Consider the following 23,274-nt stretch of genomic DNA (forward strand, 5'->3'; position numbering starts at 1 on the left):
GCTAAATGTAATCGATCGATGGGGTTGATCTTTTGAATCGTAGACACAGTAATACTCCGAAAATAATTATATTAAAGATATAAGTACTTACGTTGTGTTTATTCTTGAAAGGTACAAAACGCCAAATGCCGCCGCACACCATAATAGGTGATAGGTTCGTTTAAAAGATAGGTTGCTCCTGCTTGTTTAAGAATAGCGGCCAAAACAATAAGGGCCAAGATAAACATAGGAATAGCAAAATCGAGATGAATAGTATGCGCGTTAACTAAATGCTCACTGTTATGACATTGGGAAGCAGCATCACTAGAAACTTGAGAGGTTGAGGAATGTTGTAATTGCTCAGTCGTCTCAGATGTTGGTGCTAATGAGCAAGATAAAGATAAGCCTGAGTTTTGAGAAAAACAAACAACTAGTACAATACTCACTAAAATTAGTGACCACGAAGCGAGCTTTTGGCGCTTGTATTGTAGTAGTGAAAATCTCAAAGAAATTAACCTGATCTTAAATGATAACTATTGTCGATATTCTATGGATAAATATAAAAAGGTCAATGAAGTTCTCACTCAAACTAAACTCTCTATTTGTTTGTTGAATAAATGGCACGAAAATTGATATCTATTATGAATAAAAATAATAATTTTTTGGCAAATACTGTATCTCAAGATTAGCTTGAGCCTTTAGAGAGAATAAAATGAACCTATCAATAAAAGCGAGATTGTATTTACTTGCAATTTTACCTATCGTTTTGACAGCAATATTGATCATGGCGATGACTTATAAAGAAGCAAGTGCACTAAACCAAGCTCAGACGGACATGACTCGTTCGCAAATGATGCAAATGAAACGAGTGGAACTTAAATCTTATTTAGATATTGTATCGTCAGAGCTAAAACATCTTGAAAAACAAGGTGAAACAAAAGAAGACGTTCTTAAATCGTTAAAGTTAGTTGAATTTGCAGATACTGGGTATTTATTTGGTTTTCAATCAAATGGTGTTCGTATTCTACAAGGAAATACGAGCGACGTAGGCAATAATATGTGGAGTGCGCAAGATAAAAGAGGCAATTACTTCATTCAAGATATCATTGCCGCAGCAAAAAATAGTTCTGGATATGTAACATATTACTATCCTAAATTGAACGAAACGGTTGCTCTCCCAAAATTAGCTTACAGTGTATATTTTCCTAAGTGGGATTTAATCGTTGGTACTGGTTTCTATACCGATGATGTTGATGCTGTGATTAATGATATGAAAGCATTGAGCGATGAACAGTTATCAGACAGCATGCAAACTATTGTTTTATTTACCCTTGTCATTATTGCGGTGGTTGCAGTACTTGGTTCATTTATTAATAAAAGTATTATGACGCCAATTCAACAATTTGATGCGTCAATTAAATCATTTGCTTCAGGTGATGCTGATTTAACTGCTCGTATGCCTGATTTTACGGTTCCAGAATTTAACCAGTTAAGTAAGAATTTCAACTCGTTTGTTAGTTCGCTACACCAGATTATTAGTAATGTTTCTTCTGTTAGCCAAGAAGTCGTTGCTGAAACGACCAATATGTCAGAGCGTTCAGCTCAAGTTAATGCAGTTGTTACGAATCAACGTTCAGAGACTGAACAAATTGCTACAGCGATGACAGAGTTAACCACTTCATCTCATGAGATTTCATCAAATGCAGAGCAAGCAGCAAACTCAGCTCAAGATGCAGATAATAATGCACAAGTTGCTATGCGTACTGTTAATGAAGCTTCAGAATCAGTAAAAACATTAGCAGCAGAGCTAGATGAAGCAAGCAATGTTATTTCTAAGCTTGAAGGTGATGTGCAAAATATCGCAAGTACTTTATCGGTAATTCAAGATATTGCAGAGCAAACTAATTTACTTGCCTTAAATGCAGCTATCGAAGCGGCAAGGGCTGGTGAACAAGGGCGTGGTTTTGCCGTTGTTGCTGATGAAGTACGTAAACTGGCAAGTCGTACTCAAGAAAGTACAGCGCAGATCCACCAACGTATTGAAGCGTTAAAATCAGGATCTGATTCAGCAGTTCAAGTAATGGCTGCGAGTAAGAACTTTAGTACATTAACGGTAAATAAAGCGGTAGCGGCTTCTGAATCTCTAGGACAAATTCTAGTATCAGTAAATACGATCATGGAAATGAACTCATTGATCGCAACAGCAACTCAAGAGCAGAGTCTTGTTGGACAAGAGATATCAGAACGTATTGTCTCGGTATCTGATCAAAGCTCTGAATCAGCTGAACTAGCAAGTCAAAACCGCGCTGGTGGTGTGTTGTTAAATCAAAAAGCGAATGAATTATCCGAGTTAGTAGAGCGTTTTACCCTATAGGTAATAGATCGTCACTATTATAAATAATAAAAATAAAGCACAAGATCATTTCGTTCTTGTGCTTTTTTATTACGTGCATTTAAAGGCTAATCGATTTATCACCATAATTTGAAGAATTGCCAGTCACTTAAAGTCGTCAGTGTCGATTCAATAGGGGGAGCGAGCCAAAAGAGAACGGCGGTAATGATAAGGAAAAAACTCGATAAAGTAAGATTAGAAAAATCAGTCAACTTCAATGCCGAGCCAAAAGATCGTTTTATACGAACATTGGCGAGATCCACACTGTATATCTCATCTAATAATAAATGAATGAATCCACCACCAAAGACAAACATACCAGAAAGCCAGCCAATTAAATCTGCACCTTGTAGCTTAGTATTTAAAATAAACATGGTTATGTTTGTGGTTAGTAATCCACAAAATAGAAGAAATAACAATGAATGACATATTCCACGATGTATTGTTTGCCACTCAAAGATATTACGAATACCGTATTTGATAAAAATATGAATGACGACAGGTAGACCGATTAAAAGTAAAAATTGCCTTTCATTAATGGCATCACTGGTAAAGTAGCGAATACTGAGTAAGACAATACAAATAGTGAAAAGATTAAAGATAATATCTAAAGATGTAGAATTATCTGAATCGATATCGGGTAATAGTCCACCAATTGTACCTAAAAACCAAAGCCATAATGCTGTGTTTAGTTCAATGTGGTTTGCTGAGAGCAGAGCTGCAGAAGCTGCGCCTGAGACTAAAGCGGCGCTGTTAAAATGAGTACTAAAATTTGCCATAGGTTTTTAAAGAATTCTTTTGTAAGATATACGCTGAATTAATAGAGAAAATAATCATGTTTAAAGTATTTGCATTACTGTTCATCGCTCTTGGGATTTATATTGGAATGAATTATGGCGATGAAGTTCAAAATGTTATGGATTCAGATGCCTTTGAAAAAGTACAAGACACCTTCGTTGATGGTAAAGATCTTGTGCTTGAAAAAATTGAGGATGCGACTCAATAGTTTATCGTTAGCTGTATTGCTTTGAGTTATACGCTTAATTGGAAACAAAAATCCCCCGTGATGGCAGCATCGTGGGGGATTTTTCATTCTATAACAGCAAATAATAAAAACCAATAGTTAACTGTGTTTATATACAGTTAATTTGGGTTTTATATTATGTGGTGCTTATTTAAGCGGTAGAATAGTGATTTCTACACGGCGATTACACGCACGGCCTTGTGATGTTGAGTTATCACAAACAGGGTAGCGCTCACCGTAGCCACGGGCATGAACACGTCCAGCGGCAACTTTTTGTTTAATTAGGTAGGTGCGAACAGAATCAGCACGTTGCTCCGACAGAGTTTGGTTTTTAGTATCGTTACCAGAACTATCTGTATGACCATCAATTTGAAGGGCGGTGTCTGGGTATTCAACAAGAATACGAGCAACGCCATTTAATGTGTTGTAAATGCTAGCATCTAATTGATAAGAGCTAGATTGGAAGCCAACACCATTGTCCATAATAAGTTTTAACTCATTATCACCAACACGTTCCACTTGTACACCAGAGCTTTTTAATTCATTACGTAATGCTTCTTCTTGGCTATCAAAATAATAACCAACACCGCCACCAACAGCACCACCAGCTGCCGCACCAATAAGAGCGTTTTTACGACGTTCTTTTGCGTTATCGCCGCTAGCAAGACCAATAGCAACACCAGCTAGAACACCAGCAAGAGCCCCTTTAGTTGCAGAGTTTGTTTCTGTTTCACCAGTTGTTGCATTTTGGCGTTGAGTAGCCTGACAACCAGTTAAAGTGATAAGTAATGCAAGCGCAATAGTGATTTTTTTCATTTTTTGTCTCTAGTTATATACATCTGTGCCGCGCAGTGTACTCCTAGAAGATCAAAAATCAATGCCTTAAGAGAATCTTTATTGATAGAAATGCCTATAGTTATGTGGAATAGGTCACCTTATATTTAGGTGGGGATAAGCTATTTCTGATGTCTTAAATTATTTTTCGAGATTAGCTAACAGCTTTTCACAAGTAGCTTTTAATTGCTGTAGTTCTTCAATTTCTAATTGGCTTTTACAAAAAATCCCATTAGGTACAGAAAGCGCTTTGTTTTTTAATTCTGTTCCTTGTTTAGTTAAAAAAACCAACCGAATGCGCTCGTCTTCACTGCTGCGTTCTCTTGTGATAAAGCCCTTTGTTTCTAACCGCTTAAGTAAAGGCGTCAAAGTACCTGAGTCTAAATGAAGATCGTGACCAAGATCTTTTACGTTAATGCCATTTTTTTCCCAAATAACCATCATCGCAAGGTATTGGGGATAAGTAAGATCAAGTTCACTCAACAGTGGACGGTAAGCTCTTATCATCGCGTTTGCTGCGCTGTAAAGAGAAAAGCAAACTTGATTTTTAAGTAATAATTGAGGTGTTTCCACATTATTTTGATTGTATTTTTCAGTTGAGGTAGTCATCTCAATACTCTGTATAAAAATAGATTGTGCACAATATACTTGTATTTTATCTAAGAATCGAATTATACTCACTGAAAATGAATTGCGCGCAATCTAATTGTTAGCAATTTAATTAACATTGAAGCATATTTAGAATTAAGGACATCACTATGACAACATTATATACAACAACAGCAACCGCATCAGCAGGACGTAATGGCCAAGTAACAACTGACGATAATATGCTTGATCTTGCTCTAAGTTACCCAAAAGAGATGGGCGGGACAGGTGAAGCAACAAATCCTGAGCAATTGTTTGCGGCGGGTTATTCTGCGTGTTTCTCAAATGCGATTCTGCACGTGGCTCGTGAAATGAAAATCAAGTTAACTCAAGCACCAGTATCGGCTGAAGTAGGTATTGGTCCAAATGAAACGGGTGGTTTTGCACTAACGGTTGCATTGGCAGTGACATTAGAGCTAGAAGAAGGGCAAGCTCAACAATTAGTGAAAACAGCACACCAAGTTTGTCCATATTCAAATGCAGTGAAAGGCAATATTGATGTGAAATTATCAGTAAATGGTAATGTACTTTAAGTCATAGGGATTGATTAAATGAATACTCTATTACTAACCGTAGGTCGTGTACTTTTAGCGCTGTATTTCTTAGTTCCAGGACTAATGAAATTTGTGTCGTGGGATATGCATATCCAATTAATGGAAAAGCATGACATGCCATTTGTCCCTGTCTTACTGGGACTTGCTGGTATCTTCCAAATTGGTGCTGCTCTTTTACTAATGGTAAACCGTTTTACATGGTTAATTGCCTTGTTACTGGCAGGATTAGTACTCGTTATTAACGTGTCATTGCATGATTTCTGGAATTATTCAGGTTTAGAAGGAGCGCACGAGATGCAAAACTTCATTAAAAACCTAGGGATCTTTGCTGGTTTATTAGTACTTTCAGGTCACGCAATGCCTGAATGCTGTAAGGCAAAAGACAAATAGTTAAAGTGATTATTGTTTAGTGCTAAAACACAAAAGGGATATGAAGTTAATCATATCCCTTTTTTCTATTTGTTATTTAAAATTGCTATTTAAAAATCTATTACTTTTCAGCAGTAAAGAAATCATTATAAAGCATGTAAAGGTGAGCTGAACTCCAAGAGAAGTTTGGTGCGCCTTGTTGATCGCCAGTGAGTGGATTGTAGTTTTCACGGATAGGACCGTCACCAACTAAACCATCAGCATGATCAAAGAATGCCCCTGCCATTTCTACCGCGTCATCACGGTAACCGTAGCTTTCCATTCCTTTTAGGCCAAAGTAAAATTGGTCAACCCAAACACGACCACGCCAGTAGATATCAGGACCAAATGCAGGGCTTGATAATGCTGCCGTGCCTAGTGGAATGTAAGTATTGAATTCAGATGTATCTTTCATTACTTTAACAACTGCATCAGCATTTGCTTGGGTTGCCGCTTTGTTGAAAAGTGGTGACCAACCTTCTGGGCCTTTTCCACGCTCAACAATTGGTTTACCCGCACAGCCGTTTGCTAATGGTTTATCTTCTATACGGATATCGTAGAAGAAACCAGTACCTTCATCAAACATACAAGTATTGATATAAGTTGCTAATTTATCAGCTTTTTCACGGAACTCTTTTGCATCAGTATCTTTACCTAGGATATCAGCCATTTGAGCTAGATATTGGTTGTCACTGAACATGTAGCTTGCTTGGTCAACGGATTCTTGTAATAACGAGTACCCTAATAGTGTACCGTCTTTATCTCGATTTTGTGCGAATTTCACTTCCCAATCCGAGCGTTTACCACCATTAGCAACATAAGCGTCTAGTTGATCTTTATCGATAAAACCAAAGGCTGCCGCATCATCACGACCCGACTCCCAAGAGGCTGCTGTTTGTGCCGGGATCTCAATGTGGTCATAGTCCCCAGATTTTATGATCTCTTGATACTTATCTAAGCCTGCAAGCTCTTCTTTCTTATCTCCACGTTCAACTGTAAATAACATATCGCCACTGTCTGTATTGTGTGCTTTATCGCGTGAAGCACCATACTCAGGAACGCCGTTGCCATTGTTATCACGATTACGTAACCACCAATTATGATAAGCGACCAATTTAGGGTACATTTCTTCTAACCACGCTTTATCTTCAGTGGTTTTGTACACTTCCATTACTGCCCATGCAGCAAGACTTGGTTTGGTATTTCGCTCATTCCAGTTGCCACCGTCACCGCCACGCTCTGGGCTTGTGTTGTAGGCTAATAAATCAGGAATAAAACCAGCATCCCAAGGGCGAACTTTATCATCTGCTTGAATTTGATAAGCAAACATAGCTCGAATATTATCTTTTGCTACTTCAGGGTTGAAGTGTGCCATTGCGTAGGCTTGTTTCCATGTATCCCACGGCCATGTTTGGTTACCTGAGAACCAACGAGCGGTTACAGATGGTGTTACTGAGTCAAACTCCATTGCACCAGCAGCACCACGCCAGTTGCCATTAAGCGTTTCCATTGCTTTTACTGCAACACGTTCTTGTTCTGGTGTCGCATTTGGGTTGGTTAAGCCTTTATCAAGGTATTCTTCCCAACGCTTTTCTGTTGCGACTAAATATTGATTTGGATTTGCTAGAATGTCTGTGATTTTAGCTTGTTCTGCTTGGTTTTCTTCAGCGGTTAACACATGAGAATAAGTCGTGTAGATGGTGGTGGATTGCTCAATGTTAGCCGTAGATTTAAAACGTAAACCATCAGTCGTTGTTGCTGTTGGAATTGATTTATGAATTTGGTATTCAGAATCACCCGATGTCAGTAAAGACCAAGTGGCGCGTACCTCACCAAAAGTCACTTTTAGACCATCATCTGTTGCTTCAATTTGACGATCATAATCAGGGTATGCTTCAGCAATTGTTTTATCTGATTGAGATTTTTCTTCTTTTGCGTGATTTCCTTCAATTAGCTCACCATCCCAAACAAGCTCAACAGGAGAGTCAGTTGTGATTTTAGTTTCAACTAAAGAAGTGCGGTTTGTTGCAAAGCGCAGTGTCATTTCGACTTTTACGTCATCAGAGCTTAATATTTGAACTAATGCGCCAGGAAGGCTGTACGCCTCCATAATGAATTCAACTTTCTTGCCATCTTTAAATACACTTAGGCGATCGAAATTGTTTGCCATGAAATTAATGTATTCTTCGGTAAGTAGAGCTGTTCCTGGGAAACCACCCATACCATCATCGTTGTCTGGTAGCAGATGACCGTGCCAAGAGCCCATGTCAAAGAATGGGTTAAAACGTTGGTGATCATCAAAATCGTAATCACGCATATATTCAGGGGAACCTGTGCGATCAATCACGTCTTTAAATTGTGCCGCTTTAAGTTCATTAGAGTTAAGGTCTGTAGGTGATGTTTGTGCGCAGCCGACAGCAAAAAGGGCAGTAGCAACAGCAAGTGCCGAAAGTTTAAATTTTATCATTAGATTCTTATTCTCGGTTAAGTAAAATTTTACTAAATTTAACTATTTGCATAGTAGTTATAAAGTAGGGGAATGTCAGTGAAGCCAGTCTCATTTAATTAGGCTAGCTTCATAGATAATGTGACTTACTTACCAATAGTAATATTGCATGATAAAGATTTCGTTTGCAGAGTCTGACGTGTCGTTTTTCATAAAAACGTAGTATCAATCGCGGTTGCCAATTTACCTTCGGCAATATCATACTGAACATAACCATTTACAAAGGCCGCGTAGCTGTATTTATCTGCGTATTCATCGTATCTACTAAAATGAACTAGTGCATCATCTTCAGAGAAATCAGACTCAGGAGCAGCAGAAACACTGTAACACCCCCCCAACTTCATTATTGATAACTGTCTCTAATTACTAATTACTAATTAATATGGAGTAAGTTATCAATAAAGGAAGGATAGCGAGATAATAAGTGTCAGAGTAGATTTAGGGAGGATAACAGTGAGCTATAGATAACGATTTTTACTTAATTTTCATGTATTGCTTTGGGGAGCGGCCTAATGTTTTTTTGAAAAAAGAGATAAAGGCACTAACTGATTCATAACCTAAATCTTCAGCAATACGTTGAACTGCATCTCCAGAAGAGAGCTTTTGCAATGCTAAAACAATGTGCAGTTGACTACGCCAATGCCCAAATGTCATTCCTAATTCTTGTTTCACTAGTCTCGATAATGTTCTTTCACTCATTGCAAAACGCTTTGCCCATCCACCTACAGTACAGCGATTACTTGGATCATCGTACATTTCTTTGGCTATTTTATGTAAGCGCGGTTCTGAGGGAATTGGGAAGTCAAAATGTTCTGTTGGCATTACCGCTAATTCGTCGAGCAGTACTTCAACTAATCTTGCGGTTCGTCCTTCCGTTTCATAATGTTGATCGACTGACGATAAGGCAATAATAGATTCTCGCAATAAAGGGGATATAGATAGAGTACAGCTTTTCTCTGGAATGCCGTTGATATCAGGGGAAATAAAAAGCATGCATACATCTGAACCTGATGAAATTCGATTACTATGAATCACTTGGCTTGGGATCCATACCGCACAGTTGGCAGGAACCATCCAGATAGCGTCGGCAATAGTGCAGGTGACAAACCCACTCAATGGCATCACTAATTGCCCCTTTTGGTGTTGATGAAAAGTCGTTTCCTCTTCTTGATTAATACGAAGAGCAGTCACTTTCTGAGGGTATTCATCAGAATCAAAATGATAAAATATAGAATCGTTAGACATGCTTTGACCGTTTATCGTTATTTATTGTCAATATACATAAATTCGGATGAGAAGGTAAGGTATATCATGGCTCCTTGATTTGAGGAGATTGATATGTCAGATAAAAATAAGATCAAAAAGTTAGCGCAACCAGGGCTTGTTATCGTCGGTATTCTACTTATAGCGAGTAACCTTCGAAGTCCAATTACAGGGCTCGGTCCAATTTTGGATTTCATATCAAAAGATTTAGGCTTAACAGCAACACAAGCAGGAATGATAACAACTGTGCCTCTGTTAGCTTTTGCTTTTTTTTCTCCATTATCATCAAGCTTAGCTCGTAAAGTAGGATTAGAATCCTCATTAATGATAGCTCTTATTGCGATTACAATCGGTATTGCTATTCGTTCGCTTGGCTCAACTCAAATGCTATTTTTAGGGACGAGTGTTATTGGCGTCGGCATTGCAATTGGTAACGTATTGTTGCCTAGCTTATTAAAGCGAGATTTTCCAAAGCAAGTGACCACATTAACCGCAATCTATGTATTAGTCATGGGAGTTGGATCGAGTATAAGCTCAAGCATTGCGATTCCAATGTTGCATTTCGCTGAATCTTTACACATCACAGCGATACCAAATTGGGCGATATCATTAGCATCAATCGTTATATTTCCGATTATTGCGATGGTAATTTGGTTACCACAGTTAAAAAACCGTACTGCACCAACAGCAGATACCGCTGAGATTGATAGCCATAGTTATATTTGGAGAGCTCCTGCAGCATGGCAAGTAACGATTTTTTTAGGTCTTAACTCGTTTATTATGTATATCTTTATTGCTTGGTTACCCAGTATTCTTGTTGATAGTGGATATTCAGAGCATCAAGCCGGTTATTTACATGGAATGCTACAGCTTTCAACTGCTGTTCCTGCGTTGGTTTTGATTCCGTTGATGGCAAAACTTAAAGATAAACGTCTACTCAGTGGTGGAATGGGAGTTTTATCTTTTGTTGGAATTGGTGGCTTGTTGTTATTTCCTCAATTTGCCGCTATTTGGATTATCATGTTTGGCTTTAGTTGTGGTGGTGGATTTATCTTGGGATTGTCATTCGTGGGAATTCGTACGCATGATGCACACCAAGCTGCTGCTCTTTCTGGAATGGCTCAATGTATGGGTTACCTTCTTGCTGCTGCAGGTCCAATTTGTTTTGGTTTATTACATCAAGCTACGGGAAGTTGGGAGCTTCCATTAATCATGTGCTTGGTTGTTTGTGTTGCTTGGGCTGGGATATCAATGTTTGCGGGCTTACCACATATCATTGATAAGAAAGGAAAAGCGCATCTTGCTTTTAAGTAACTCTTTATAAAGTAGTACATTGAATGTAAAAAAGGCACTGGGGGTATCAGTGCCTTTTGTCTTATTTAGAGAAATTAAACGCTAATTTGATTTCTACCTATTTTGCTGATGCTATTTTTAATTCAGCGGCTTTTTCTTGTTTCTTCTCAAAGCGGGAGATCCACCAATAAGCAAGAGCAGAGAATACCATTGTCATAAATACGTTGATGAAGAAGGCTTCAACTAAATCTACGCCAGTTGGGAAAGCAGATGCTGCCATACTTACCACAAAGATAGTAATCAGAACCGAAACTACACCCATACCCATTTTACGTGAACCCATACGGAAATCACGAGGAGTATCATCATGCTTCAAACGGAAAATAAAGTAAGCCACCATAATAAAGATAGGAGGTAGCATCGCAGTACCGGCCGTTAGATTAATTGCCGTATTCATCATATCTTGTACTGATTCAGAGCCAAAGCCATTCACGATTAACATCACAACTACAAAAGCAAACTGCCACCAAGCTGCGCGAACAGGAACACCGTGTTCGTTTAGTTCTGTTGTTTTTTCACCGTAAACACCTTGAGGAATTTCAGAGAAGTGAATTTTAACGGGGGCAGCAGTCCACATCATCATTGAACCAAACATAGCAATGAACAGAACGATACCAACGAAACGACCAACCAGTGATTCTGATACATTGAAGTATTGAGCCATACCAGTAAAGATTTCAACCATGCCACCTGCATAAGTTAAAGAGTCACGGGCAACAAAGACGTTTACTAATAAAGAACCTACAGCGTACATAGCGCCGATAAGCACACCTGCTGCGATGATTACTTTAATGAAGGTTTTCTGACCGCCTTTTACATCTTTCAAGTAAGCTGCTGCAGTTTCTGCACCACCAGCGGCTTGGAAAATCCAACACATGATCCCCAGTGTTGCCCAGTTGATTGTTGGTGTCATCGCTTCTAATGTTATTGGTTCTACTGGAGTGTGGTCGCCACTAAGAGCCATAAAAGCACCAATAACGTAAACAGCAAACAGAGCAAATACCCCATAAGCAACCATCTCAGAGATTTTACCTAACCATGATGCGCCTTTGGTTGAAATGTGTGTTGCTGCTGCAAATAGAACAATAGAGATAACAGATGTAACAATAGGAGAGAAAGCATATTCATAACCAAGCATTGCATAAGAGGCATAAGCAATAACGTTAGGTAATAGAGACACAAACCAGAATAGATTTACAAACCAATACAGGAAAGAGCCTAAATAGGCCATCTTGGTGCCAAGAGGTTGTTTTAACCAATCATACATGCCTGATTCAGAGTTTTTATTTGCAGATACAAATTCAGCAATGATGAATACGAATGGAATAAAATAAACTAAAGTAGCGAATAAAAAGATGGGGGCGGAGCTTAGCCCAAGTTCAATGTTGTTATTTACAATGTTACGAACGTTAAAAACTGCCGCCATTGTCATCGACAGCAAGGCAAATTTGCCTATTGTCCCTCGTAAAGAATCAGACATAGTAATGGTATCCCTATATGTTTGCGTTTGGATAATGAATTTATTATTTTAGTTAATTTGTTTAGGTAACTTTTAGTAAAATTATAGTAATTATTTTTACTAAAGGTTACTGTGAGATATGTCATTAAATAGGGATTAAGAAAAGAGTAAAACGTGACGATGATCTACGCGTATGTGATTAATATTGAATTGGATTGAAATTAAGAGAGGCTTTGCTAACCGTTTTTTTGAGAAATAAAAAATGGTGACATAGTAAAATACATAAGATTATTTAAATATCAAACCTAGATAAGCTAGATAAGCTAGATAAGCTAGATAAGCTAGATAAGCTAGATAAGCTAGGTTTGATATGTTATTTAGTTTTAGCTTATGTAGTCGTTGATATCTACATTGTCACGTTGCTCTGGTTTTAAGTATGCTTCAGCGTATTTGTTATAAAGCCCAGAGGTCAAAAATAAGTTAAACAAATCTTTATCGATATGCTTATCTTTAACCATAAAACTCATGATTTTTAGAGATTCCGTTAATGTCTTTGCTTTCTTATATGGTCGGTCATGACTGGTAAGCGCTTCAAAGATATCTGCTATAGCCATTACTCGTGCGGTGAGCGGCATTTCTTCCGCTTTTAAGCCCATAGGATAGCCAGTTCCATCGACTTTTTCATGATGGCCACCAGCAATTTGGGGAATATTTTTCATTGTTCGGGGAAATGGGAGAGCCTCTAACATGTGGATTGTTTGAATAATATGGTCATTGATAATAAATCGTTCTTCATTATTTAAAGTACCGCGTTGAATGGACAAATTATAGATTTCTCCAATGTTATTTTTGTACTCAGGTACTTGTAATATAAAACGTTTATCATGATTTATAGGGCCTGAATTAGGGATTAAATGAGATTGATTGTTTTGTAATAAAGTCACCGTTATAGGGAGCTGGGGTTCACTAAGGCTATTCAAACGGGCTTTTTCTTCCCAAGCAAGGCCTAAACTGTTGTCTAGTGTTTGCTCCCATGTTTGTTGACCAATTTTCTGTATTTGTTTTACATCTTGTTCTGATAAGAATTCATCGCCGACATTCACTCTTGCAATAAGAGCAAACTCTTCATTTAATCGTTGCCATTCTTGTTCCAATTCTTTTTGATATTCATCAGGCAGTGGGTTATTAAACGCTTGTTTCCATTGTTTGATTTCAGCATCACGTTTTAATACTTCAAATCGAGTTCTTATTTCATGTATTCGATTGTAAATAGTTTCTAGTTTTGTTGCTTTATCAACAACGTATTCTGGAGTCGTGATTTTTCCGCAATCATGTAACCATGAAGCAATTCTTAATTCTTCTCTTTGTATTTCATCTAGTTTGAAATCTTTGAATTCTGGTTCTGTAGAGTTACTGGCACTCTCGGCAAGCCATTGAGTTAGTATAGGTACTTTTTGACAATGGTTTCCTGTGTATGGTGATTTAGTATCAATCGAACTTGCCATGACTTGAATAAAAGAGTCGAGTAAATCCTTTTGATTCTGTAGCATTTTTCGTCCTTCGAGAGCTACGGAGGTATAATTCATTAATGACTCGAAGTAGCTGAATTGAGTATTACGAACGTACTCACTATTCTTCACATCAAACACTAATACCATCGCTCCTATGATTTGCTTTTCTCTAGAAAATAAAGGAAAAGTGATAGACCATATTTGCTCGCTGTTTAAACCCAATTTATTTTGTTCTTGTTCGTCGAGCTGATTAATATTCAGATTTTCAAAGGGTTCTTTCTTAATCATTATATGCTCAATGGTTTTCGCTATTTTTTTATCATCTAAAGCAAAGCTTTCTAATTTACTAATGTCTTCGCTTTGTGTGCTAGCTCGCCATGCAAACTGAGGTTCTATGTGTGTTTCTTTATCATTGATAAGGTAAAGATAAGCTGCGGAGGCTTTAGTTGCCTCTGCAGTACTGCGTCCAATCAGTTTTATTGATTCATCAAAATCATTTTCTTTTGATATTGAGTCCGTTAGATTGAAGTAATTTTCTATTGCTGATTTCATACTGGAAATCGATCGGGTTAGATTTGCTATTTCAAGTATTTTAGTCGATGTGTGATCGATAGATGAAAAGTCAAATGTAGATATTAATCGTGCTTGCTCAGTGGCTTGGCGTATTGGTTTTGATATTCTTTGTGAGATGAAATAAACACAAGGAATAGAGATAAGCAGTATCCCTAAAGACCACAAGATAGTTTGTTGACGAATGAGGTATGCGCTAGAGAGCAATTCAGAAGTCTTTACGGCAATTAGTAAATTTAATGAACGCTCTGAATTAATTGGTGCGGAAAAGATCTTTCCGTACCAATCTTCTCCTTTATGTTGATATCGTTGGATTTCTTGATCTAAATTGATTTTTTCAATGGTACTCACTATCTCTGAACTAAATAAGTCATTTAAGTTAATAACTTTACTGTCTTTGTCTTTGTTTTTGATTAAGGCAAGGTTAGGAGAATTACTGGCATAAATAATATTTTCTTCATCATAAAGCACTCTAAGTGATGACGGATGGATAGAGGTACTTTTTAATACGTGGCTAATGTTTTGCATTAAAATATCAGCACTAACCACTACATCATTAGCTGATTTCTGATGGATAGATAAGCCGAATTGTTGTAATCCAGAAAAATAGCGAGGCTTAGATAAGAGGACTTTTTCTTTAATCGATTGCTTAAACCAAGTCTCTTTTCTTGGGTCGTACTGAAGGTCGGTTAGTAGTTGTGATTTTATGAGACGAGCTTCAATATCATAGAAAAAAATAGTGGTGTCATCTGCTTTTTCAGCGGTGTGATGAAGAAAAAAATAATAGGTGTTATCTGGTGTATTTAACCTTTCCCTAAATAGAGAGTTTCCTAATATGCCAATACCAAACCAATCACCATTTGGAAAAGTGATGCGGTAGGTCGAGACATGTTTGTGTAAATCTAACAACATCGCAAATTCGTTAAAATAAGCACTGCGCTGCGCTAACGTTTTTGTGTTTATTATGTCTCTTTTGGTGAGTATAGAGATGGTTCTAAAAGCAGGCCTATATTCACTGCGCATAGAAGATCTTGTTTCTACTGATATTCGATCAAAAATGGTTGAATTCGCATTAAGTAACAGGTTATTTATACTTTTATGTGTCAGTAGTATTTGGATTGAACAAATGATGACTATCATAACGATAAACAACGTCGAAATATGAACATGTAATGGGAAGATTAATTTATCTTTTATTTTTATTATTAGAGAGTTCATATCGCACCAATTATTTTTATTATCTAGAATAAACGTAGTTTACAAATAGGAAAAAATCGATGGCGAATAACGGATAAAGCATTAATTAAAATAAAAAAACCGAGAGGATAGATACTCTCGGTTTTTTCGGTTTAGTTTTATTTAATTAAAAAACCATAAATTATTGAACGGCAGGTTTTGATTCTTCAAGACGCTGCTCTTTGCTTAATGACTGCTCATACTTGTTGTATTTCCACCAAGCGTAGCCAAGGAAGATAACAATACCACCCACGTTATAGAAGATGATTGTCATGATGTCGCCACCTGTTGGGAAGGTTGACGCAAAGAAACCAACCGTGAAGATACCAATCAGAATTGAAACTACAGTGATACCGGTAAAGCGAGATCCCATTTTAAAGTCACGCTCTAGATGGTCCAGCTTAATGCGTAAGTTTAAGTAAGCAATCATAATAAACAATGGTGGTAGCATAGAAGCTGCTGCCGTCATGTTGATGATAGTACTCATTAAATCTTGCACCGTATCAGACGCTAATGTAGGGATGAACATTAGTGGAATCACGATTAAGAATTGAATCCATGCAGCACGTACTGGTACGCCTTGCTTGTTTAGTGCTACTGTTTTTTCACCAAAAATACCTTTTGGAATTTCAGAGAAGAAGATTTTAACTGGTGTTGCTGTCCACATCAGTAATGAACCAAGCATTGCAGTAAACGATACAATACCTACAAAGCGGTTCATGATAATTTCAGATAAACCAAAGTGTCTTGCCATACCTTCAAATACTTGAACAGAGCCGCCTGTAAATTTAAGTTCTTCACGAGAGACAAAGACGTTGGCAACAATTGAACCAACAGAATAAAGCACACCGATAAAGATACCTGCAACGATGATAACTTTAACGAATGATTTGTGACCGCCTTTGATGTCGTTTACATAAACAGCAACTGATTCAGCACCGCCTGCCGCCATGAAGATCCATGTGATAACCCCTAGGAATGCCCAGTTAAATGTTGGGGTCATTGCTTCAATTGTAATCGGGTCTGCTGGTTCAATACCACCTAGAAGTGCGCCACCTGATAGAAGAATGTAAGACAAAGTGAGTAGCAACATTAGAGATGAGGTAATAGAGGTAATTGGACCTAGTAATTTCGCACCATTGTTTGATACATGAGTCGCTACCGCAAAGAGTAGGGTACTTAATACTGCCGTAGTTAATGGCGTGAATATGTACTCAAAACCTAAGAAAGCATAAGACGCATAAGCAATGATTCTTGGCAGTAAAGAGGTAAAGAAGAATAGATTAACAAACCAGTAAGTATACGCGGTTATGAATGCCCAACGGCCACCTAACGAACTTTTTACCCATGCGTAAACACCGGCTTCAGAGTTTTTATTTAGCGATACAAATTCGGCAACAATTAAACAGAATGGAACAAAATAGAACAGAGTTGCAAGGAAGAACATAGGTGCAGAAGATAGACCGATTTCAATATTATTATTGATGATATTATTGAAGCTATAAACTGCAGCAAAAGTCATAGACAGTAAGGCGAACTTGCCTATCGTGCCACGAGTTGATGTAGACATAAGGTACTCCGATGAATCACATATTGTAGGTATGATGGGAGAGATTTAGTCGCGGTTTACGATCCAATCTCTCCCTATTATTTGGCTCTGAATATATTTCCAGATGCCATTTATTATTGTTTTCTAGTACTTATTTTGATTTATTATTTATTCAGGAAGTAACCGTCTTCGATAGTGACTTTTAGAACCACTTTACGAACACGATTATCGCCATGGAATTTGTACGCTTTGCTGTTATCAAATACAGCCACTTGGCCTTCACAAAGTTGATGTATTTGACCGTTGCCATTTAGGTGTTCGCGGTCAGTTTCATCTGAATAGGCTTGCACACTTTCTAGGTTAGACTTATCAGCCACTTCAACGGTTTCACGGCCTTCTAGGTAATAGTGGATGTCGAAATAACGACGATTACCTACAAAGTTTTCGGTGTTTTTGGCAACGCCATCTTCAATCATATAAACCAAAGAATCGCCAATCGAATACATAACCCCATCTCTAAGATTGCCAATGTTTTCAATTGCTTCTACACAACGGTTCCATTTACGGCCGTCACGATATACCACTTTAAATTGCTCTAGGTTGTCTAAAATGATCATTACTTTTCTCCGCCTTCAACTGTTGTATTTGAAGTGAATGTCGTATTTGAGGTAAATGTGTGATTTGCCAATGCTTTTGGTGAGCAACCACCTTGTTGGAATGGAACCAAAGTCAGTGCGTACTGGAATTTATCCATGTAAACACGGTATGAATCTAATACTTCAGAGCCCCAAGAGTTTGAACCTAATCCCATCAGTTTGTGGTCAAGGTTTAGCGTAATGTAGCCACTCTTCTCAAGCTCAATCGTGTGCTGTGCTTCATGGATATTTTGGTTGGTGTAGAACCAAGCACTGAAGTTAATCTCTTGCTCAGGCTTAACAAATAGACCAGAGCCGTGACGATTAGCTAGTGATGCCCAACGAACGTGCTGACGGTTACCGTTATTTTGTGGGAACGGGTAGTTCTCAAACATATTAGCTACAGTTGTTTGGTATACATCAATCATGTTTGCTTGTTGGCTGTCTTGGTAGTTTTCTTCAGGACCACGACCGTAGTATTGCACTTGGTCAAACTCATTGTTGATACCAAGATCTAAACCAATCACAGGGATAACATGAGGGTAATCACCGTAACGTTCACCTGAGAGTTGAATGTTTAGTTGACCTTCTTTGCTGATTTCGTAAATGTAAGTACAACGCATACCAAAATCAAACACAGGCGGCGCAATAATGCTGGTTACCGTGAAAGTAGCTTTACCATTTGATGCATCAAGTTCGATAGAGCGAAAGTGCTCTTGCATGATTTGAAGATGCGCAGGCTCCCACAGACCTTCATGCTCTTGCTTATGGTTATCAACCATCGGCTTGAAGAAGTTTAGTTTTGGCGAGCTTGCAATTAATTCTTCGCCATTCACTAACCATGAGGTTAATTTACCGTTCACTTTTGAGAAAGTAAGCGCAAAGTTCAACCCTTTTACGACATAATCTAAACGAGATGCTGTGATATCAAGAGCAATCGCATTGCTGTTAGAGAACACTGGCAGTTGCTCTGTGTTTTCTTTTAACTGAACTTGGTAAATCGCAATGTCATGATTCGCTTCGCTATACAGAGTGCGAGAGTCTTTACGTACAGTGAAGTTAATGAAGGCTTCACGGCCGTCTAGCTCTGGCAGTGCGATTTCAATATCACGGCTTGAGTTTTCAGCTAAGCCTTCTACTTTAAGCGTGGTGCTTTGCAGTGTTTCGCCTTCAGCACGGATCTCAGCGGTAATGGTGTAGTCATCAAGGTTTGAGAACCACAGTTTGTTATCTACCGTGAAAATGCCGTTTGCTGCGTCTTTTTCTTGGATCTTAACTGGCGCGATAACTTGCTTGTACTCTTTCAGGCCAGGACCTGGAGTTTGATCTGAGTAAACTAAGCCATCCATACAGAAGTTGTAGTTGTTTGGATAATCGCCGTAATCGCCACCGTATTTTAAGAACTCAGTGCCATTTTCGTCTTTAGCAAGAATGCCGTGATCACACCATTCCCAAACATAATGACCTTGGATTGAGTCATGCTTATAGAACACATTTTGGTATTCAGTTAACCCACCAGGGCCATTACCCATTGCGTGTGCGTATTCACAAATGATGCGTGGTTTATTATGAGGATGTTCACCAAAAGCATTCATTAGTTGAGCACGAGAGTACATAGTACTAATGATATCAACCACTTCAGCATCACGGTCTTCTTCGTAATGAACTAGGCGTGTGTCATCAATCGCTTTTGCAGCATCGTACATTGATTTGATATTACAGCCGTAACCAGATTCATTACCTAAAGACCACATGATGATAGATGCGTGGTTTTTCTGTGCGTGAATGTGACGCTCAATACGTTCAACAAATACGTGTTCCCATACAGGATCATTGGTGATGCGGCTTAAATCTCCAACGTTAGCAAAGCCGTGTGTTTCTACATCGGTTTCACCCATAACAAATAAGCCGTAAACGTCACACAGTTCATAGAAACGAGGATCGTTAGGGTAGTGAGCAGTACGTACAGAGTTAATGTTGTGTTGTTTCATCAATACGATGTCTTTCTCAACACGATCCATACCCACAGCACGACCTTTTAAGTGATCGTTATCATGACGGTTTACGCCATGCAGCATTACGTATTTGTTGTTGATGTAGAACAGACCATCGCGCACTTTAATGTCGCGGAAACCAACGCGGTTTGGGATGATTTCTAGTGTTTTACCGTTTTCATCTTTTAGAGTCAGAACCAATTGGTATAGGTAAGGATTTTCTGCCGTCCAATGCGTTGGGTTTTCCATATCGATAGTAACGTTCACATCAAGAGTCGAATCAAAAGACAATGAATCGATAGAGCCCTGAGCTACGTTTGTTGCACCATCAAATAATGCGTATTCAAGTGAATAGTTAGAGATTGAGCTGTTTGTTAGGTTTTCTAATTCAGCTTTACAAGACAATGTAGCACTTTGATAGTTTTTATCAAAATCAGTGCGAATAGTAATGTCTTGAACATGAACTTGCTCTTTACCAACTAGGTAAACATCACGGAAGATACCGCCAGTCCACCACATATCTTGGTCTTCTATGTAAGTAGAATCAGCCCATTGCATTACACGAACAGAAAGCAGGTTTTCACCTTGTTGTGCAAATTCAGAGATATCAAATTCAGCAGTTAAACGGCTACCTTTACTAAAACCAACGTAGCTACCGTTTACGTACACTTCAAAGTAAGTTTCTACGCCATCAAACTTGATAATAGTTTGTTTGTCGTTCCACGTTTCACCTAGTGTGAATGTGCGTTGGTAAGCGCCTGTTGGGTTATCGCTTGGTACAAAAGGAACATCGATAGGGAAAGGAAAGCCTTCATCTGTGTATTGAAGATCGCCATGACCTTCCATTTGCCACATGTTAGGAACAGTAATACTGCCCCAATCGCTCATGTGTTGAGAGTAGAACTCGTCAGGCACAAGCAATGGGTTAATGAAGAAGTTGAAAGTCCATTGGCCACTTAATAGCTGGTAGTGGCTGCTTAATTCACGTTGGAATGTCTTTGCAGTCTGAACAGAGTCGTATGAGAAGAAATAAGCGCGTGGTGCCATGCGGTTCTCATTTAAACGGAAGAAGTTTTCCCAATTGTTCACGTGTAGCCTCCCGGTCGATGCCGATAGTTCTTATATAAGGTAAATAAGTAATAAATTAACTCTCTGGTAAAAGATATTAACTAAAGTTTTAGTAAAATAAATTGGTAAATTGTTTTACTTTTAACTTGGTCACATATTGAACTGAGCTTTGTGAGCTTGATAACGTTAATAAGAGTTGTAGAAACAATTCATTAACCTTAATTGATTAATAAATAGATAAAATAATCGTAAAGTGATGGTGTATTGCGCAGAAATAGAAAAGAGTAAAGTAAATCGTTAAAATTTAGGTGTAAAAAAAGCAGCGAGGTAAACGCTGCTTATAATCAGAAATAAAAGTATTTGGCTATTTATTTTTTAGTGGTGTCACGTAAACGTAATTTACTTGGAATGTAGACGCGGACTGGGATGACTCGTTCATCACGACGACGCTCTAGTAATAAGTTTACCCCTTGGCTCCCCATGAGTTCTGAATGAATACGAACCGTTGAAAGAGAAGGGAAAGTAAACTTAGCTGTTGGAATATCATTTACACTGATTAACGCAATATCCTCAGGGATGCGTAAGCCTTTTTCATGAATCGCACGTAAGACACCAATAGCGATTGAATCGGAGGCAATAAACCACGCATTAGGATAATCGGTTTCTAACATTTCTTTAGCTAGTTTATAACCTGATGAGCTTGAGAAACTACCGCGATACAAATCAAATTCAGACACTACGCCTTTTAGTTGCCCATATTCAGCAAAGACTTCTTCACGGATATCAGAGCAATCAATATCATCTTGACCACCAATAAAGCCAATGCGTTTATAGCCTTGATTCATAAAGTAATTAATGACTTCTTTACTGATGCGAGCCAGATCGATATCAACCGAATCAAAGTTTTGTTCGTGATCGGTATAATCAATATAAACAATGTTTTTACTGATTTTTTGAATGGCTTTTAATTGTGCTTTACTTTGACGACCAACGAGTAAAATACCATCAACCTTCGGTTTTTTTATCTCAAGGCTGCTTTCGTAGCTGTTGGTTAATGTGATATCAAACTTATCACATTGGGTTTCAATACCGTGTCGGATAGCTAAATAATAAGGGTCATTGACCTCTGTTTCTTGCTTATAATTATACAAGGCAAGGAAGTGAAGTTGTTCTTTTGCCATTTGAGGTAACGCACTGGCCAGCTTACGCGTTGAACTGGTCTTGTATTCTAATTTTTCTGCGATTTCAAAAATACGTCGTCTAGTTTCTTCTTTTACGCTTAGCGTTGGATCTTCATTTAATACACGAGATACCGTCGCCAATGAAACTCCAGCTTCGTTGGCTATTTCCTTTAACGTTGCCATTCATCCTCCAGCCATAACGTTTTTTACTCTGTTATTTCTCATAGTACTGAAAAAATTAAAAATTTGATACTCAAAGTTAGTTTTTAGTAAAACTTTTATTTTCCATTTTTATGATAATAATCCTCGCTTTAAAGCTTGCCTTTATGCGGTGTTTTATTGTGATCTTTGGTATAAAACGCCAATAGGTGCGACTGATTGATTAAATAATCGCTTTCTTTGTGCAAGAAAAAGTTCAGCTGTAGCGATTGAGTCGACTAAAGCATGATGAGCAGGATAGTCAGGTAACTGATATTGACGTCTGAGGGAGAATAAACGGAAATCTTTCTGGTGGAGATTAGTCGACAATGTATTTTGTTCTATTCTAAGAGTATCGAGCCAAATAAGGGGGGGATTAGGAAGTCGTTGTGAAAGAAAGAACTGTTCTAAAAAACGTTTTTCTATGGTTGCGCCATGAACAATTAATACATTGCTTGGTAAGTTTGCAAAGAATAATGTTATTGCTTTTTTAATACTAATGCCCATTTTTTGTTGCTCAGGCAGAATATGGTGCAAGGAGCGTGCGGTATGATCTTGCTCTGTGTCATTGTCAATGGTTAATGCTGGTTCACTGATAATGAAATGTTGAGCAGTATTTAGCTTGATTACACCATTAATGATATGAACCCAACCGATGCTAACAATATGATCGTTATCTGGGTTAAGGCCTGAAGTTTCAAAGTCCAATACGGTAAAAAGCATGTTATTGCTGTCTTCTTTTGGATTTGGATAAGGGGCTTCAATAACACGCTCTAAATAATGAGGTAATGATGAGTTTTGCTCTATAAATTTTTTCCTTTGAGCTTCTAATCGGTTTAGGGGATGGCGATTAGAGAACAGCTCTACCATATGGTTGATTATATTTTTATGCATTAGTGGCTTATTTGGCAT

General features: G+C 38.1%; 19 protein-coding genes. 5 read left to right on the forward strand and 14 right to left on the reverse strand.

Translation table 11 applies throughout. From position 1 onward, the window contains the following. Window positions 1–98: 98 nt before the first annotated feature. Window positions 99–425, reverse strand: coding sequence for a hypothetical protein (locus BTO23_RS13645; RefSeq protein WP_245922112.1), 327 nt, complete (start codon window positions 423–425; stop codon window positions 99–101). A 266-nt stretch (window positions 426–691) separates the two neighbouring features. Here BTO23_RS13645 and BTO23_RS13650 point away from each other — a divergent pair, with 266 nt between their 5' ends. After that, window positions 692–2,353 carry a methyl-accepting chemotaxis protein gene (locus BTO23_RS13650; protein ID WP_105063780.1) on the forward strand — a complete coding sequence of 554 codons (1,662 nt, stop codon included), beginning with the start codon at window positions 692–694 and terminating at the stop codon, window positions 2,351–2,353. Between the two features lie 98 nt (window positions 2,354–2,451). On the opposite strand, the gene BTO23_RS13655 is transcribed toward BTO23_RS13650, so the two are convergent. After that, window positions 2,452–3,150 (reverse strand): metal-dependent hydrolase, encoded by a 699-nt coding sequence (locus BTO23_RS13655; protein ID WP_061003789.1) that lies wholly within the window; start codon window positions 3,148–3,150, stop codon window positions 2,452–2,454. 56 nt (window positions 3,151–3,206) lie between these two features. Between BTO23_RS13655 and BTO23_RS13660 the strand changes: the two genes are divergently transcribed. Beyond that, window positions 3,207–3,377, forward strand: a complete 171-nt coding sequence (locus BTO23_RS13660; RefSeq protein WP_105063781.1) for a hypothetical protein — start codon at window positions 3,207–3,209, stop codon at window positions 3,375–3,377. Between the two features lie 165 nt (window positions 3,378–3,542). On the opposite strand, the gene BTO23_RS13665 is transcribed toward BTO23_RS13660, so the two are convergent. After that, window positions 3,543–4,211, reverse strand: a complete 669-nt coding sequence (locus tag BTO23_RS13665) for a YiaD family glycine zipper/OmpA-like lipoprotein (protein WP_060992284.1) — start codon at window positions 4,209–4,211, stop codon at window positions 3,543–3,545. Between the two features lie 159 nt (window positions 4,212–4,370). After that, on the reverse strand, window positions 4,371–4,838 hold the full coding sequence (gene ohrR, locus BTO23_RS13670) for a transcriptional regulator OhrR (RefSeq protein WP_061029547.1): 468 nt from the start codon (window positions 4,836–4,838) through the stop codon (window positions 4,371–4,373). Window positions 4,839–4,987: 149 nt separating this feature from the next. Between ohrR and ohr the strand changes: the two genes are divergently transcribed. Then, window positions 4,988–5,410, forward strand: coding sequence for an organic hydroperoxide reductase Ohr (gene ohr, locus BTO23_RS13675; protein WP_105063782.1), 423 nt, complete (start codon window positions 4,988–4,990; stop codon window positions 5,408–5,410). Window positions 5,411–5,428: 18 nt separating this feature from the next. Beyond that, the gene (locus BTO23_RS13680) at window positions 5,429–5,821 is read left to right on the forward strand and encodes a DoxX family protein (protein ID WP_105063783.1); all 393 of its coding nucleotides are present in this window, start codon (window positions 5,429–5,431) and stop codon (window positions 5,819–5,821) included. 100 nt (window positions 5,822–5,921) lie between these two features. On the opposite strand, the gene ygjK is transcribed toward BTO23_RS13680, so the two are convergent. From ygjK to BTO23_RS13695, 3 genes are all read right to left on the reverse strand, one after another. After that, on the reverse strand, window positions 5,922–8,306 hold the full coding sequence (ygjK, locus tag BTO23_RS13685) for an alpha-glucosidase (RefSeq protein ID WP_061029543.1): 2,385 nt from the start codon (window positions 8,304–8,306) through the stop codon (window positions 5,922–5,924). A 188-nt stretch (window positions 8,307–8,494) separates the two neighbouring features. Continuing rightward, on the reverse strand, window positions 8,495–8,689 hold the full coding sequence (locus BTO23_RS13690) for a hypothetical protein (RefSeq protein ID WP_245922151.1): 195 nt from the start codon (window positions 8,687–8,689) through the stop codon (window positions 8,495–8,497). Window positions 8,690–8,819: 130 nt separating this feature from the next. Then, window positions 8,820–9,590 (reverse strand): AraC family transcriptional regulator, encoded by a 771-nt coding sequence (locus BTO23_RS13695; RefSeq protein ID WP_105063784.1) that lies wholly within the window; start codon window positions 9,588–9,590, stop codon window positions 8,820–8,822. Window positions 9,591–9,683: 93 nt separating this feature from the next. Here BTO23_RS13695 and BTO23_RS13700 point away from each other — a divergent pair, with 93 nt between their 5' ends. After that, window positions 9,684–10,922, forward strand: coding sequence for a CynX/NimT family MFS transporter (locus tag BTO23_RS13700; protein ID WP_105063785.1), 1,239 nt, complete (start codon window positions 9,684–9,686; stop codon window positions 10,920–10,922). A gap of 97 nt (window positions 10,923–11,019) precedes the next feature. Here the strand turns inward: BTO23_RS13700 and BTO23_RS13705 are convergent, their stop codons facing one another. The 7 genes from BTO23_RS13705 to BTO23_RS13735 all read right to left on the reverse strand — a co-directional run bounded on the left by BTO23_RS13705 (window position 11,020) and on the right by BTO23_RS13735 (window position 23,274). Then, window positions 11,020–12,441, reverse strand: a complete 1,422-nt coding sequence (locus tag BTO23_RS13705) for an amino acid permease (RefSeq protein WP_105063786.1) — start codon at window positions 12,439–12,441, stop codon at window positions 11,020–11,022. Between the two features lie 362 nt (window positions 12,442–12,803). Next, a complete protein-coding gene (locus tag BTO23_RS13710) occupies window positions 12,804–15,719 on the reverse strand; it encodes an HD domain-containing phosphohydrolase (RefSeq protein WP_245922113.1) in 2,916 nt (971 codons plus the stop codon). 160 nt (window positions 15,720–15,879) lie between these two features. After that, window positions 15,880–17,307, reverse strand: a complete 1,428-nt coding sequence (locus BTO23_RS13715) for an amino acid permease (RefSeq protein ID WP_105063787.1) — start codon at window positions 17,305–17,307, stop codon at window positions 15,880–15,882. Window positions 17,308–17,450: 143 nt separating this feature from the next. After that, window positions 17,451–17,903 carry a beta-galactosidase subunit beta gene (locus BTO23_RS13720; protein WP_061003797.1) on the reverse strand — a complete coding sequence of 151 codons (453 nt, stop codon included), beginning with the start codon at window positions 17,901–17,903 and terminating at the stop codon, window positions 17,451–17,453. Further along, the gene (gene ebgA, locus BTO23_RS13725; protein WP_105063788.1) at window positions 17,903–21,004 is read right to left on the reverse strand and encodes a beta-galactosidase subunit alpha; all 3,102 of its coding nucleotides are present in this window, start codon (window positions 21,002–21,004) and stop codon (window positions 17,903–17,905) included. Before ebgA ends, BTO23_RS13720 begins: the two co-directional genes overlap by 1 nt. 347 nt (window positions 21,005–21,351) lie before the next feature. Further along, on the reverse strand, window positions 21,352–22,347 hold the full coding sequence (gene ebgR / locus BTO23_RS13730; RefSeq protein WP_105063789.1) for a transcriptional regulator EbgR: 996 nt from the start codon (window positions 22,345–22,347) through the stop codon (window positions 21,352–21,354). Between the two features lie 153 nt (window positions 22,348–22,500). After that, entirely contained in the window at window positions 22,501–23,274 is a 774-nt protein-coding gene (locus BTO23_RS13735) for a 3'-5' exonuclease (RefSeq protein ID WP_105063790.1), read from the reverse strand.

Origin of the sequence: Aliivibrio sifiae, from assembly GCF_002954715.1 — a bacterium.
GTDB lineage: Bacteria > Pseudomonadota > Gammaproteobacteria > Enterobacterales > Vibrionaceae > Aliivibrio > Aliivibrio sifiae.